The organism is Streptomyces sp. Ag109_O5-1 (genome assembly GCF_003814875.1).
Classification (GTDB): domain Bacteria; phylum Actinomycetota; class Actinomycetes; order Streptomycetales; family Streptomycetaceae; genus Streptomyces; species Streptomyces sasae.
In genome coordinates, this window is the sequence record NZ_RKQF01000001.1 from 11,448,776 (window position 1) to 11,463,278 (window position 14,503).

The following is a 14,503-nucleotide window of genomic DNA, read 5'->3' on the forward strand; positions in this document are numbered from 1 at the left end:
TTGTGGGATACACCCGGGACGACTGGTCCCAGCACTACGCCGACGCCCGCGACTTTCGCCGACTGGGGGACCAGGAGAAGACCCTGCTCGCCGAGCACGTACCGACCCCTGACAACTGGCGGGCGCTCGACGTCTGCTGCGGCACCGGTGAGCTGGCCGCCTATCTGGCCTCACTCGGCTACACCGTCGACGCCGCCGACTTCGCCGACGGCGCCCTGGAGCGGGCCCGGACGCACCATGCCGAGGCAACGGGGGTGCGCTGGCTGTGTCTGGACATCGAGCACGACGACCTGGCCGAACTCGACGAGGACGGATACGACCTCATCACCATCCGGCTGGCCATCGCCTTCATCCACGATCGCGCCCGCGTCCTGCGCCGCCTGGCCGCACGACTGCGCGACAACGGGACACTCGTCGTCATCACCCCGACCGCTGACCACACACCCGATGAGCGTCGCCACATCGCATTGGGCGAAGACGAACTCGCGGCGCTCACCGACGGGTTCACCAAGGCCGAGCGATTCGATACAGAGGGCCTGGCGGTGCTGCTCCTCGGCCGCGCGGAAGGATCGTTCAGCACCGAGGAGAAGCGGCGGCCCGATCCACAGGCCGTGTTCGGCGCCGCGGTCGTGGCCACCGACTCCTTCGGCAGAATCCTGCTGGGCCGCTCGCGGCGGGACATGTGGGAACTGCCCGGCGGCCGGGTCGAGACCGGCGAGAGTGCAACAGCCGCCGCCGTACGGGAGCTGGCGGAGGAGACCGGGCTGACAGCACGCGTGCAGGACGCCTGCGTCATCACCGTCCTGCACGACGACCGCCTCGACGTGCGCCGCATCACCGCCGCCGTCCGCGTCACCAGCTGGAACGGCGAGCTCGGCCTGCCCGAGCCGCACCGCTTCGTACGCTGGGAGTGGCATGACCTGCACACCCTGCCCACCCTCGGGAAGATCTTCACACCCTCCGCGCACACACTGGACGCGGTGTGGCCAGGAGCGCTGCCCGGCCTGCCGCCCGTCCACTCCTACCCGTGCGCCGACACCGCCCCACCCGTGCCCGGTGAGCCGCCGGAGGCCTCACGGCTGCGGGCGCGGATGGCCGACACCGTGATCGGCAAAGGCTGGGCGCCCTCCCCGCGGCTCCAGACCGCGCTGCACCAGGTACCCCGGCACCGGTTCATGCCCGAGATCCCCCTGGAGACGGCCTACCACGACGACCTCGCTGTGGTGACCGTCCGGGAAGCCGACACGTCGGCAGTCAGCTCCGTGTCAGCGGCCTGGCTGCAGGCCGACATGATCGAACAGCTACAACTGGAGACGGGCATGACCGTGCTCGAAGTCGGCTCCGGCGGGTACAATGCCGAACTCCTCGCGCACGTCCTCGGCCCGCACGGCCGCGTGATCACCGTCGATCTCGACCCATACGTCGTCCACCGCACCACACGGCTATGCGCGGAAGCCGGCAGCGGCCGGGTCACCCCGGTCCTGGGCGACGGCTGCCTCGGCGCGCCCGCCCATGTCCCGGCCGGAGGCTTCGACGGCATCGTGATCACACACAACACGGCGGACATCGCACCGGCCTGGCGGCAGCAACTCGCCGACGGAGCCCGGCTGGTCGTACCACTGGAGATCGGCGGCTACACCCGCTCCATCACCCTGACCCGACGCGGCGACACCCTTCAAGCTGAGCACTTCACGTTCTGCGGCTTCCTGCGAGACCGCGGCGCGGCCGCCCGCACCGCCCCGGCCGTCGAACTGGCCGGCGGTGAAGTCACGGTGCGGTGGGAAGACGGTGTCCCCGGCAACGTCAGCGGACTTGAGGAGGCGCTGCGCGGGCCGCGACTCGAAACAGGCACCGAAGTCGTCCTTCCCGGCCACACCAGCTTCGAGACCCTGCAGGTCTATGCCGCGACCACCCTGCCCGGCTTCTGCCGCCTGGCCGCCCCGGAAAGCTCGCAGCTCGTCTCTCAACGCGACGCCGCAGCAATCGTGGCCGACGGCTCCCTCGCCTACCTGGCCTGTATCCAGATCCACAAGGCCGCCACACCCGCCGACTCCCGCTGGGAGTTCTTCATCCACGCCTACGGGCCAGCCGCGCAGGACCTCGCAGCCTGCTTCACCGCCTGCGTGCGGGACTGGGACCGCCACGTGCGCAAGACCGGCTATCCCTCCCTGACCGCTCACCCAGCCGGTACTCCAGACCAGCAGCTCCCGCCCGGCGACGTACTCGACAAGCCCGCCTCCCGCCTGGTCTTCCAGTGGCCAGGTCGAACCCCGTAACAGCTGGAACCGCGACAGCATCGGAGCCAACACCGACCGCTGCAGCGCTACTGCCGCTTGAGGCGATCGCACCGGGCTGGTCATTGCCCTTCCAGGAGGTCGGACTGGTATGAAGGCGCTGACGGTGAGGAATGCCGGCGGCGGCAGTACCAGGACGCGACGATCCGGTTGTGGGCCGACTGCGAGGCCGAGGGGCACAGGCCGTCCGGGCTTAGCTTCGGGGTCACGCAGGACGGCCGGTGGGCGCAGACAGGCCGCACCGTCGGCAGCTGAGGCTGCATACGCGGCGCTCCCTGTACGTGCATCCGGCTGGAGCACGATCATTGGATGGCGTCCCGTGAAGTGGTGTAGCCGGGCAGGGTCCCGGAACGCGCGGGTGTCTGCTCGGGGCGTGCATCCGCCGGCGGTGCATGCTCCCTGAACAAGGGCAGGCCATCGCGCAAGTCTCTCTGGTGAACGGGCAGTTCGACCGGAGGAGCACGCGATGGCCTTGTCCCAGTCTGAGCTGATGCGGCTGCTTGAGTCACTACGTCGGGCCGATGGAGTTGAAGCAATCAGGGTGGTGTGCGAGCGCATCCTGCAGGAGCTGATCGAGGCCGAGGCCACCGAGGTGATCGGTGCCGCGCCGCGCGAGCACTCCCAGACGCGCACGACCTGGCGCAACGGGCACCGGGACAGGGTGCTGACCACGCAGGCCGGCGATCTGGACCTGAAGATCCCGAAGGTGCGGAGCGGGTCATTCTTCCCGTCGCTGCTGGAACGCCGGCGGCGGATCGACCGGGCGTTGTTCGCCGTGGTGATGGAGGCATACGTGCATGGTGTCTCGACCCGCTCGGTCGACGACCTGGTCAAAGCACTCGGTGCGGACAGCGGGATCTCCAAGTCCGAGGTCTCCCGCATCTGCGGTGAGCTGGACGAAGAACTGACCGCGTTCAAGGAGCGGCCGCTGGAGCACACCGTCTTCCCCTACGTCTTCCTGGACGCCACCTACTGCAAGGCCCGGGTCAACCACCGGATCGTCTCCCAGGCCGTGGTCATCGCCACCGGGATCTCCGCCACCGGACACCGCGAGATCCTCGGGCTGATGGTCGGCGACAGTGAGTCGAAGCCGTTCTGGACGAAGTTCCTGCGCTCGCTGCGGGCCCGCGGCCTGGAGAACGTCCAGCTGGTCATCTCCGACAGCCACAGCGGTCTGGTGGCCGCGATCCGCACCGTTTTCCTCGGTGCGGCCTGGCAAAGGTGCCGGGTTCACTTCGTCCGGGACGTGTTCTCGGTGATCGAAAGGGGCTCCGGGGAGATGGTCGCCGCGACCATCCGCACCATCTTCGCGCAGACCACCGGTGAGCAGGTGCGCACCCAACTGAACGTGGTCGCCGACATGCTCGGACGGCAGTTCCCGCAGGTCAAGACGATGCTGCTGGATGCGGCAACGGACATCACCGCGTTCGCCGACTTCCCGCCGGCGCACTGGAAGAAGATCTGGTCGACCAACCCGCTGGAGCGGCTGAACCGGGAGATCAAACGGCGGGCCGACGTCGTCCAGGTCTTTCCCAACCCCGCCGCCCTTGACCGGCTCGCCGCCGCGGTCCTGGCCGAACTCCACGACGAATGGCAGGTCTTCGACCGCCGCTACTTCTCCGAAGCCTCCATGGCCGAGCTCTTCACCACCAAGCCGGCCGAACCCGAAATCACCCCACAACCGGAACCGAAACAGCTGCCGTGACTACACCACCTCGCGGGACATGACCGATCATTGCCTCATGCCCTCTCGGAGCCCCGCGCAGCTGCTTGCGGCCCATGTTCAATCTGTCCTGGGTGACGGTCCGTTTCCCCCGCCCCGCGGCTGGACGCACATGGGCGCCGTCATCTGCGACGCCAGCTTCCATGCCCGGCGCCGCTACCGATCGACCCTCCTGCCGAGGCTTGTCCGGCTTCAGTCGGCGTGGCCTGACGCTGTCACGGTCCGCGGCTTCCAGGCAAGGATCACCACGGAAGATCTGGGAGTCGCCGATCTGTCGTCGCCGAGCGGCCAAGCCCCGCCGCAGCAGCCGCAGCGCGGGAGTGGACAGATGCAGCCCGGATAGGTGGGCAATGACTCGGGGCTCTAGGCGGAGAAGGCTGCTGTTAGCCGACAACCCATCTACCTGGGGCTTCGTTGTTTCGTCACCGCAACCCCTCGATCTCACAGCCAGGTTGGAAGGTACTCAGTGTCGGCTGATCCGACGGCAGCGGGGCCGGACAGGATTGCCCCGCCCGGCCTCGCGGCTCGTCCCGGCGGACGACGTCCTCATGCGCGGGGCATTCAGTTACCGAGTCGGCATCGATGACCCTGCTCAATGGTGTATAGGAAACCGCAGCGCTGGCACTCTTGCAGCCCATCGACCACGTCTGCGCAATGGAAGCAGAAGTCGACAGGTGTCTCTGGAGCGGCAGCAGTCCGAGCTCCTCGCACCAGGCTGCTCATCGCGCAGACGGGACACCGGTTCGGGGCGTCACCGTCGTACGAGGCATCAGGAGCGGCGCGGTCGAGAACGCGGACGGCGTAGCCCAGAGCCAGGCCCAGAGCGCCATAGCCCTCGACGCAGAGGTGGCAGTACATGGGGGAGAGGCTGGCGTCCGACTGGCACCACTCGGGCACGCCTTTGATCAGTGTCGGAGTGAGGGCGAACTGCTGGCACTGCGGGCACTGGAGGGTAAGCGCTCTGACGGGTCCCAGCACCGGAGCGAGGTCCTTCATACGCTCTGCTACATAGCCCTGGATCGTACGGACCCCTCCGCGGATCCGGTCCATGTCGATCTCCGCGTGGTGTCGTTCCTCTTCATCCGTGATGTGCTCCAAGATGTGCTCACTGACGAAACTGATGAGGAAGTTCAGCACTTGGGCAGTGGTGCTCTCCACCTTGCCGGCTTTGGCGTCCTCGCCGACCAAGCCATAGTGCTGCAGAGCGTTACGGCGTTTCGCCAGGTCGGAGAGGGCCTCCTTTTCACTCTGGCTGAACTTGATACCCGCCATGTTGGTCAGCCGCTTACGCGTCTCTTCCGGAGAGCAACTGTTCAGTGTTCCGTTCTCGAGCGCTTCTCGCGTAGCGTCCCCGGGGTTGGTGAACACCAGGGACCAGTGCACCATCTGCAGACGCGCCTTCAGAAGCACTTCGGCGCCCGCAGCCAGGTGCAGCACGGCGTACTTCATGGCTCTTGCACTCGGTTCGCTTCCACCCTCCAGGTGCTCCGCCACGCTGACCAAGTAGTCCAGACCATTCCTGACGGGAGGAAAGTGCACATCACCTGCGAGCTCCGCCTGGCGCACCTGGTAGTAGGACCCGTTATGTTCGACCAAGCGCTGATCCACTGACTGCGGTATCTCCTCAATTTCATGACTCGACGCATCATCGAGAAATTTTTCATGCATGGGGATCCTTCAATGTGATTCTTGGCGGAGGATCTTCTCACGCACACGGTCCCGCGGTGTGCCTCTCCTGGAGGGGGGCCAGGGCTCTCGCCATACCAGGGCGGCTGGTGTTGCTCGCGCGCGACGCCTGGCGGGACACGCCGCCCGGGCTGCCGTCGGCCACGCTCCGTTTCGCCCTGTCCGCAGTCGGCGCTACTGGATCCAGAGGCTGCCGTACGCGACGACGGCGCCGCCGACCGCAGTTGCGGCCCTCGGAGCAGATGCAGACCGGCCTCATTGCGAAGGCGCCGGGTCCTCGCGGCAGTCGACGCTGACGGTCATTCAGAAACGGCACGACTGCTCCCAACTTCCGCCTCAGCGGCCTGATCAGCTCATCAAAGCGCCCCATACGACATCAACGAGCTCACATCCCGGAAGGAACCATCGGATTCTCGACAGCCCCCAACCAAGATCAGAAGTTAAACGTGACACACCCCCTTTGTGGCCGGGACCATCCACCTGAGCAAGATCGTGCCGGCCTGTCGATCAGGGTGTTGATTCAGCACTTCATGACCTTGGGCCGGGGGTTTCGTGCGCCGTCGTGAGGCTGTCGTGCCGACGGGTACGCAGCGCCGGGACAGTGATTGCCTTGATGGCAGCGGCGATTGGGATCGCCATCAGCGCGCCGATGAGTCCAAGCAGCGTTCCGCCGATGAGTGCCGCGAGCAGCACGGCGAGGGCCGACATCTGCACCGCGTTGCGCAACACTCTCGGTGCGATGAGGTAGTTCTCCAGCTGCTGGTAGACGACGAAGAACAGTGCGACGACGATGGCGTTCGGCCACAGGTCGGTGGTGGCCAGGGCAGCGACGATGCAGACCATGGCGCCAAGTGTCGCGCCGATCATCGGGAGCAGGTCGGTCAGTGCGACGAAGACCGCCAGCGGAACCGCGAACGGCACTTGTAGGGCAGTCAGAGCGACGAACGTGGCGACTCCGGCGATCGCCGAGATGGCGAAATTTCCGATCATGTATGAGCCGACCTTGTCGGCGACGACGGCAACGGCGTCGTCGGCCTTGCGGCGGTGCCGTTGCGGGAAGGCGCCGACCAGCCCCTTCCGTATCCGGGGCAGGTCGAGCATGAAATAGATGGTCAGTACGCCCACGAGCAGGGCCGAGGATACGGCGCCCATCGCTTGCTGCCCATACCTCCAGGCGTTGTGTCCGGCTCGATCGAGCATCGTCCTGGCCCATGCCGTGATGTGCTCCAGCAGGTGGAAGCGGTCGTCCAGCCGGGCGAGGGCCGGCGACTGCTTGCGCAGATGCGCCAGGTAGCCGGGGAAGTCGGAGGTGAGGCCCGTGCCCTGGCTCAGCAGCGGGGGAAGAAACGCCCACAGAAGCAGAGCAGTCAGGACGAGCGTCGTGAGGAAGATGATTGCGACCGCGTGCCCGCGTCGGGCTCCGCGTCCGACCATCCAGCGTACCGGCGGATCCAGGCTGATGCCGAGGAACAGCCCGATGACTGCCTTGATCAGTACCGAACGTACGCTGTACAGCGTCATGGCGGCCACGGCAACCGCCGCGACGCCCCCTGCCGCTGCGACGGCCCAGCCGAACACGGTCAGCCGTGACACCGGCGCCCGGACGGTCCTTTGATCGCTTTGATCGCCGTCGGCGGGTGCCTCGGATATTCGTCGCCCGTCTGTCTGCATGCGAACCCCTCTCAGCCCACGTCGACACCCCCACGGCCCGAACTGCACGGTGTCGGACACCTTGCCCGGTTCGTGCCCGGGGGTGGACGCGTTCCTCACGACGATGCCGGTACGCCCGGTCTGGCGGCCGGCGCCGAGTCCGGCGCCGTTGTCTCCAGGGTCGGCGGCTCTGATGTGGTGGAGCAGCGCCATGCGCTGCGGTCTGTGCTTACCGACAGAGCGTCAGGCAGGCCGTGTGATGACCCGGATCCGGTGTGCCAGGCCGAGTTGCATGGCACCGAGCATGATCAACCAGAGCCCGGCCAGCAGCGACAGTGTCAGCAACGACAGCCCCGGCCAGGTCAGCAATGTCAGGCCGGCCATGACGTTGAGCAGGCCGATCAAGATGCTCCACCCCCGCCCGGGCAGGCCGGGCTGGTCGAGGGCCGCGAAGACAGCGGTGAACCCGTCCACCATCCAGTAGACGCCGAGCAGCAGACCCAGTGCGAGCACGGTGATCAGGACGTGCCGGATCGCGTACAGCCCGAGCAGCAGGCTGACCACGCCCAGAACTGCTGTCAGGGTGCGGGCGGTGCCCGTGTCCCCCATGCTGGCCGATCCCACCAGGCGGAACACGCCGGTGGTGACCAGCTGGGCGCCGAAGACCACCGCGAGCACGATCAGCGTGGGACCGGGCCAGGCCACGGCGATGGCGCCGGTGACGATCGAGATCAGGCCGGACAGCAGATGCCATATCCAGGAACCGCCCAAGCGGGCGACGGGGCTCTTGTTCACGCTGCGGAACCTACCGGCACTGCCGCTGGGCGATCTCCCGAAGAATGTCCGTCTCCTTGTGCCCAGGCACAAGGAACAAGCGCGTTCAATCGCACTGATAGACGGGCATCCGCAAGGAAGACCGTGCCCAAGCTTGACCCGTACCCGACGCTGATCAAGGCGCCGGAGAAGATTCCGTGGTGGCTTTGTTCACGAGATGCGGGTTCTGGCACAGATCTTGGGAAGTCATCGCGGAGCGTTAGCCCGTTGTTCGATTGCGAGAGTCTGGATTGCGTGAGACGGCGTACGCCTTGTCGTCTGACAGCGGGAAGTGACGCTCCTTCAGGTGTCTGCCGTTCGCGCTGCTGTGGTCGGTTGTCGACGGTGATGGTGCTGGTCATGCAGACCAATGCACCGTTCTGGGACTCGTTGGTGTTCGAGGGGATCGACGATGTGGATGTCGAGGCGGTTACGGCCGCGTTCGGCACTGTCGAGGTGGTGGCGAGAGGCCGCGCTGCCCGGACGGCGTGTCCGGACTGTGGCCGCTTCTCGGACCGTGTCCACGACCCTTACCAGCGCAGGCTGAAGGATCTTCCGCTCGCTGGGCAGGGTTTTGTGATCCGGCTGACGGCCCGGCGCTTCATCTGCGGGTCGACCGACTGCCCGCGCCGAACGTTCGCCGAGCCGTTCTCCCGGCTGGCTGCCCAGCTGGGCTTCGCCGCAGGAAGGATGACCTTGTTGCGCAGGGTCATGGCACTGCCCGATCCGCAGCTCAACACGCCGCATGTGCTGGGAGTGGACGACTTCGCGATCCGTCGCGGCCAGACCCACTCCACCGTCTTGACCAGCGTCGAAGACCATCGCGTGGTCGATGTGCTCCCGACCCGTGAAGCCGGGCCACGGGCCGCCTGGCTGATCCGCCACCCTGGCGTGGAGATCATCTGCCGGGACCGGGCGGGCGCCTACGCCGAGGGTGCCCGGCGCGGTGCGCCCGACGCTCTGCAGGTCGCCGACCGGTTCCATCTGTGGCAGGGCCTCGGCCGGGCCGTGGAGACCTGCGTCGCCGCCTACCGGGACTGCCTGCGCAACCCTTCGCCCGGCGGCGTGTTACCGAAGGCCACCGGAGCGGCTTCGGGGCGACCGCAGGACGACTCGAACCCCGTCGGCCGGCGGGCCGAGCGCAAGAAGGCAGCACATGCCCTGGTCCGCGAACTGCTTGCTCAAGGTCACTCACGCCGGTCGATCGCCCGGCATCTGGGCTGGGGTCTCAACACCGTTCTCCGCTACGCGAAGGCCGCACGCTGGCAGGACACCCTCCGTGAGAACCAGCCCCAGCCCAGCAGACTGGCCCCCTACAAGCCCTACTTGGAGCGACGATTCGCCGAGGGATGCACCAGCGTCACCCGACTGCACGGTGAGCTGGTTGCCAAGCAAGCTCCCGTCACCTACGGCATGGTCCGCGCGCACATCGCCACTTTGCGCGGGGCTCCATCCGGGGCGCCGCCACGGCCGCCGACGGTGCGGCAGGTGACCGGCTGGATCACCCGTCACCCACGACCCTGACCGAGGAAGACCGGGCCGGCCTGAAGGAGGTCCTGGCCCGCTGCGCCAAACTGGACAAGGCAGCCGAACATGTCCGCGACTTCGGCGACATACTCACCGACCACCTCGGCTCCACACTCCCCTCCTGGATCGACGCAGTCGACACCAGCCAGCTACCCGGCCTCACAGGCTTCGCACTCCACCTGCTTCGAGACCTCGACGCCGTGACCGTCGGGCTCACTCTCGACTGGAGCTCCGGCAGTATCGAGGGCGCCGTCAACCGCATCAAGAAGATCAAGCGGCAGCTCTACGGCCGGGCCGGATTCGAACCACTCCGCAAGATGATCCTGCTCCAGTAACACTCCGAGACGCCCCCAAGATCTCTGGCATGTGAACGGGCCCATCCAGGTGCCCAGCCGTGGCAGGATGGCCTCATGTCGATCCGAAAGGGCGATGCCGCGTAGGCGTCCCAAGGCCGTCCGCGCAGAGCGGTGGCGGCCACGATGGCAGTATCCGGTCCTGAGGGTCCACGGTGTCTCCGCGCGGACTCGTGCAGCGATCCGCCAGGTCGAAGACCAGGAGATGTGGCCCAACGCGGTCGCGCATGCGCTCTCCCGCTTCGAGTGGGCGTTTAAGCAGCCTGGACGATATCTGAACGCCTCCGAGGCCTATTCGCCCGGGATAGAGGTGGAAGACGCCCGTGATGACCTGGAGCGGGCGATGCTGCACCTTCCTCCCGGAGCCAGACGTGACTTGGGGCGACTGATCACACGCATCGATGAGGAGTTCCAGCGCCGTACCTTGCCGGAACCCAACAACATCGAGTTGGCGATGTTCGGATGGTGGTGGACCAGAATGCGGGAACGCTGACGGGCCCGGGCTCGTACCCCCTGCATCGAACGACATCGTCACCCTCCGCGACCGCTCCCCAAGATCTGTGCCAGAACCAAGAAGTGATGCCAGTTGCCGAGCGAGATGACGTCCGATCGGGTTGGCGGCGTCAGTTCCGGCCGGAGCACTGGAGTATCAGCCGATAGTGCTCGGGGTTGGCAAGGATGGTCTCCACAGCCTGTTGGTGATCCACTTGCAGGGCGCCTGGGTAGGTAGAGGACTCCAGCGAGATCCACAGGGAGAGAACCTGGCGTGTCTCAAGGTCTTCGCAGGCCAAGAATGCCGTGAAGAACGGCACGAGTTCGGGCTGGACGCGGTCGGCGCCGTCGTCCAAGAGCTCTTCTGGCCGCTCGGGCAGGACGCAGTTCCCGCATACTCCGCGCAGGTAACGCCGGGCCCCCGGCCGCAGCGTTCGCAGTCGAACTCGCTCAGGCCGCCCGCGCAGTTGGTGCACCACTGGCCGCCGTCCGGTGCGATGCCCGGGGTGAGCCGGTCGACGCTGCAGCCGACGCATTGCCCATCCCTTGTTCTTCGTAGGGAGTCCCGGTCTTCAGGCCGGGCGGGAATGCGATCCTCGGCCCGGAGGCGCGGAGCGCCGGAGATCTCTTTGGGGTGACGGTCAGGCTGGGCGCTTCTGGTTCTCGATGTAGTCCTTGACGATGCTCAGTGGTGCGCCGCCGCAGGACCCGGCGAAGTAGGACGGGGACCAGAACACGGATCCGGTCCCGGTCCGGTTGGTCCGGCCGGTGTACTGCGCGCGCAGGTAGCGGGAGCTGACGCCCTTGAGGGAGTTGACGAGCTTGGACAGGGCGATTTTCGGGGGGTAGTGCACGAGCAGGTGGACGTGATCGCCTTCGCCGTTGAACTCCCGCAGCTCCGCGCCGAAGCTCTCGCACACGTCCCGCATGATCTCCTCGCAGCGCGTCAGCATGTCGTCGTGGAAGACCTCTTGCCGGTACTTCGTGACAAGCACCAAGTGGGCGTGGAGGTTATAGACGACGTGATTTCCCCGTCTGATATGGGGATCTGGTTACCAGTGTGGTGACATGCGCCAAGTGTATTAGGATCGAGAGGACTTGACCGGAGGGGGTGGGCTGGGTGATCCGTGCGTACAAGTTCCTCATGCGGCCCACCGTCCGCCAGGAGCAGGCGCTTGGCGAGATGCTGCGGGACCACTGTTCCCTCTACAACGCGGCGTTGCAGGAACGCCGCGATGCCTGGCGGCACGTCTCGCAGACCACCGTCAGGTACGGGATGCAGTCCACGCAGCTCAAGGAGATCCGGGCGTTCGACCCGGAGCGTCAGGGCCGCTGGTCCTTCAGCTCGCAGCAGGCCACCTTACGCCGTCTCGACAGGGCGTTCGCCGCGTTCTTCCGCCGTGTCACGTCCGGCGATGCCCCGGGCTACCCGCGCTTTCGTAGCGTGAGCTGGTTCGACACGGTGGACTTTCCGAAGGACGGGGACGGCTGCCGGTGGAACTCCACCCCCGGCGCGATCTCGCGAAGGAGTTCATCCGCCTGGTGCGCGAGTACTTCCTCTCTGACGACCCCGACGCGCCGGGCAGCCTGTTCTTCGGGATCGTCTGCCCCATCCCGCCTCCCCGCGCGGGCCACCACAGACAGCGCTGCCCGCTCCGCACTCCGGGGCGGGCAGCGCTGTAGAGCTGCGGCGACCTCGCACAGTCACTCTGGTGAGGCCACAGAATCGCGCGCAGCGGCAAACCGCCCCTTCACCAGTAAAGCGGGTCTGCCAAGCCCATTTGATGACGAAGGGCCGTGACGTAGAGAGGTGCCGGCCTGGAGGCTCGTCAGGAGAGCCCACCCAGCCCGCGTGCAGGGGACTAGGAGCTGTCCGGGCGATCATGTGACCGCCATGTGCCTGGGCATGGGGCGGGGTGATCTGACGGATGCCGAGTGGGAACGGCTGCGGCCGTTCCTGCCGGTGAGCAATGGGCGTTGTGGCCGGTGGCGGGATCACCGGCAGGTGACCGACGGGATTCTGCACCGGGTGCGGACCGGGGTGCACTGGCGGGATCTTCCCGAGCGTTTCGGGCCGTGGAAGACCGTCTATGAACGCCACCGGCTGTGGGCGGCCGACGGCACGTGGGAGCGTCTGCTGCAACAGGTCCAGGCTGCTGCCGATGTCGCGGGCGAGATCGACTGGGACATCTCGGTGGACTCCACCATCGTGCGGGCCCATCAGCACGCGGCCGGTGCCTGGACCGAACCGCCGCCGGCACCTGCGTCAAAGGGGGCCGAGACGGCAGGACATCAGGGCGAAACGCCGTGGCGACCAGTACCGAGCCGTGGCCACCCGCTATGACAAGCGCGGCTACGGCTTCCTGGGCACTGCAACCAGCGCGGCTCTGCTCATCTGGCTTCGGAGTTGAGTACCGACCTCACAGAGCGATCGGCCGATACGCCAGGGCCTGATCGACTACTTCATCAGCAGAAAGCTCCCGCTCCGGCGGCCAGAAGATCAAGCCGCTGACATGACCGGACGGGCATGCCAGGGCTCTGTCGAGCCGATCCAGCCAGCCGTCCACCTCATCGTCTGAGGCGTAGTCCGCCTGCATGATCCGCTGCACGAGCGCGACCGCCTCCGCGCGACTCATCCCCACAGCACTCATCAAGTCCCTCCACCGGGTCACCCTAGCGGGACGCATGATCGCCCGGACAGCTCCTAAGGGACGGGCGGCTTCGGAACATGTCGATTGCCATGCCAGTCCGGAGCCTCCCGTCCCCGCTCAACCACCGGGCAATCAGGCGGCCCGCACCGAACGCTGGCGCGGTCCCAGGGCCAGCGGACACAGTCGCTCCGGATCACCAGTCCAACGCACCTTCGGTGTCTCAAGGCTGCTGCGTCGGTCGGTTACGAGCCGGTCATTTCCCGACGCCGTGGGCGAGGAGGCTCTTGGCGGTCTCCGCGATGGTGTCCTCGATGGGACGGGCCCGCCAGCCGAGAAGCCGCTCCGCCTTGGCGCTTGTGGCGTCGAGATCCCGGCCGAGCTGGTGCCTGAGCAGTCGCAGTTCCGGGTTCACGGTGCCCAGCACTCGCGCGAGCCACACGGGCAGTTCGCGGTCCGGGGCCTTGGCGGCGCGTTCTCCCAGGCGGTCACGGAGAATGCGCGCGATCTCGACGATCCGCAGGCTGTGCCCGGCGGTTGCGAGGAAGCGCTCGCCGGCGGCCGCCGGATCGGTCATCGCGCGCAGGTGCAGATCCGCGACGTCGCGCACGTCGACGAAGCCCATCCCGAAGGGAGGGCAGGCAGGCACCCGTCCCTCGATCATTCTGCGCACTATGCGCAGGGAGGGCGGGTCGTCGGGGCCGAGCAGTGGTCCGAGGACGCCCACGGGATGAACCACTGCCAGTTCCAGACCACCGCCTTCGTCCGCGACGAACTGCCAGGCGGCGTGCTCGGCGAGTGTCTTGGAGCGCTGGTAGGGCGGGATGTCGCTGTCGACGTTGGTCCAGTCCTCCTCGGTGAACGGGGTCGAGCGAGGTGGGTGCCCGATCCCGATGGCGCCGAAGGCGCTCGTCAGGACGACCCGGCGCACGCCGGCGTCGCGGGCGGCGCGCAGCACCCGCAGGACGCCTTCTCGTGCCGGGATCACCAGCTCGTCGTCGGTCGCCGGGGTGCGGCGCAGGGTCGGCGAGGCGACGTGGAGGACGAAGTCGCAGCCGGTGACGGCGTCGTCCCAGCCCTCGGCGTGTTCGAGGTCGGCGCGTACGACCGTCAGACGGTCGTCGTCGAACGGTGTGGCCGCGTGGAGCCACGAGCGCAGAGCCGGTGCGCGGCGCAGGTCTCGGACGGTGGTGCGGACGGTGTGCCCGGCGTCGAGCAGGGTCAGGACGCACCAGCTCCCGATAAATCCTGTCCCTCCGGTGACCAGTACCTGTGCCATCTCTGTGCCCTCAGCTCGGGATCCGGATATCAAGGGGT

General features: G+C 67.1%; 13 protein-coding genes and 2 pseudogenes. 8 read left to right on the forward strand and 7 right to left on the reverse strand.

The genetic code is table 11. The annotated features are described in order from the left end of the window. The first annotated feature begins 2 nt into the window (after positions 1 to 2). Positions 3 to 2,276 (forward strand): methyltransferase, FxLD system, encoded by a 2,274-nt coding sequence (gene fxlM, locus EDD90_RS52280; RefSeq protein WP_123980443.1) that lies wholly within the window; start codon positions 3 to 5, stop codon positions 2,274 to 2,276. Between the two features lie 484 nt (positions 2,277 to 2,760). Continuing rightward, on the forward strand, positions 2,761 to 3,999 hold the full coding sequence (locus EDD90_RS52290; RefSeq protein WP_123972384.1) for an IS256 family transposase: 1,239 nt from the start codon (positions 2,761 to 2,763) through the stop codon (positions 3,997 to 3,999). Positions 4,000 to 4,578: 579 nt separating this feature from the next. Here EDD90_RS52290 and EDD90_RS52300 read toward each other — a convergent pair. The 3 genes from EDD90_RS52300 to EDD90_RS52310 form a co-directional block, all read right to left on the reverse strand. Then, complete coding sequence (locus EDD90_RS52300) at positions 4,579 to 5,685, reverse strand: hypothetical protein (RefSeq protein WP_123980446.1); 1,107 nt, start codon at positions 5,683 to 5,685, stop codon at positions 4,579 to 4,581. 546 nt (positions 5,686 to 6,231) lie between these two features. Beyond that, positions 6,232 to 7,566 carry an AI-2E family transporter gene (locus EDD90_RS52305; protein ID WP_123980448.1) on the reverse strand — a complete coding sequence of 445 codons (1,335 nt, stop codon included), beginning with the start codon at positions 7,564 to 7,566 and terminating at the stop codon, positions 6,232 to 6,234. A gap of 30 nt (positions 7,567 to 7,596) precedes the next feature. Then, positions 7,597 to 8,148, reverse strand: coding sequence for an HdeD family acid-resistance protein (locus tag EDD90_RS52310; RefSeq protein WP_185149547.1), 552 nt, complete (start codon positions 8,146 to 8,148; stop codon positions 7,597 to 7,599). A 378-nt stretch (positions 8,149 to 8,526) separates the two neighbouring features. Here EDD90_RS52310 and EDD90_RS52315 point away from each other — a divergent pair, with 378 nt between their 5' ends. From EDD90_RS52315 to EDD90_RS52320, 3 genes are all read left to right on the forward strand, one after another. Continuing rightward, entirely contained in the window at positions 8,527 to 9,690 is a 1,164-nt protein-coding gene (locus tag EDD90_RS52315) for a transposase (RefSeq protein ID WP_260328634.1), read from the forward strand. Positions 9,691 to 9,722: 32 nt separating this feature from the next. Further along, entirely contained in the window at positions 9,723 to 10,028 is a 306-nt protein-coding gene (locus EDD90_RS58245) for a transposase (RefSeq protein WP_260328822.1), read from the forward strand. 223 nt (positions 10,029 to 10,251) lie between these two features. Further along, complete coding sequence (locus EDD90_RS52320) at positions 10,252 to 10,539, forward strand: hypothetical protein (RefSeq protein WP_123980452.1); 288 nt, start codon at positions 10,252 to 10,254, stop codon at positions 10,537 to 10,539. A gap of 130 nt (positions 10,540 to 10,669) precedes the next feature. Here the strand turns inward: EDD90_RS52320 and EDD90_RS52325 are convergent, their stop codons facing one another. Together EDD90_RS52325 and tnpA are read right to left on the reverse strand one after the other, a co-directional pair. Beyond that, complete coding sequence (locus EDD90_RS52325; protein ID WP_123980454.1) at positions 10,670 to 10,894, reverse strand: hypothetical protein; 225 nt, start codon at positions 10,892 to 10,894, stop codon at positions 10,670 to 10,672. A gap of 285 nt (positions 10,895 to 11,179) precedes the next feature. Beyond that, positions 11,180 to 11,578, reverse strand: coding sequence for an IS200/IS605 family transposase (gene tnpA / locus EDD90_RS52330; protein WP_123980456.1), 399 nt, complete (start codon positions 11,576 to 11,578; stop codon positions 11,180 to 11,182). Positions 11,579 to 11,658: 80 nt separating this feature from the next. Here tnpA and EDD90_RS58250 point away from each other — a divergent pair. The 3 genes and pseudogenes from EDD90_RS58250 to EDD90_RS52345 form a co-directional block, all read left to right on the forward strand. Then, positions 11,659 to 12,048, forward strand: a pseudogene (locus tag EDD90_RS58250) (helix-turn-helix domain-containing protein); the annotation flags it as partial. Then, positions 12,033 to 12,221 carry a hypothetical protein gene (locus EDD90_RS58255; protein WP_260328835.1) on the forward strand — a complete coding sequence of 63 codons (189 nt, stop codon included), beginning with the start codon at positions 12,033 to 12,035 and terminating at the stop codon, positions 12,219 to 12,221. The pseudogene EDD90_RS58250 and the gene EDD90_RS58255, both read left to right, overlap by 16 nt. 223 nt (positions 12,222 to 12,444) lie before the next feature. Next, positions 12,445 to 12,810, forward strand: a pseudogene (locus EDD90_RS52345) (IS5 family transposase); the annotation flags it as partial. Between the two features lie 148 nt (positions 12,811 to 12,958). Here EDD90_RS52345 and EDD90_RS52350 read toward each other — a convergent pair. Together EDD90_RS52350 and EDD90_RS52355 are read right to left on the reverse strand one after the other, a co-directional pair. Beyond that, positions 12,959 to 13,189, reverse strand: coding sequence for a bacteriocin immunity protein (locus EDD90_RS52350; RefSeq protein WP_123980458.1), 231 nt, complete (start codon positions 13,187 to 13,189; stop codon positions 12,959 to 12,961). A 253-nt stretch (positions 13,190 to 13,442) separates the two neighbouring features. After that, the gene (locus EDD90_RS52355) at positions 13,443 to 14,465 is read right to left on the reverse strand and encodes an aldehyde reductase (protein WP_123980460.1); all 1,023 of its coding nucleotides are present in this window, start codon (positions 14,463 to 14,465) and stop codon (positions 13,443 to 13,445) included. Positions 14,466 to 14,503: the final 38 nt, after the last annotated feature.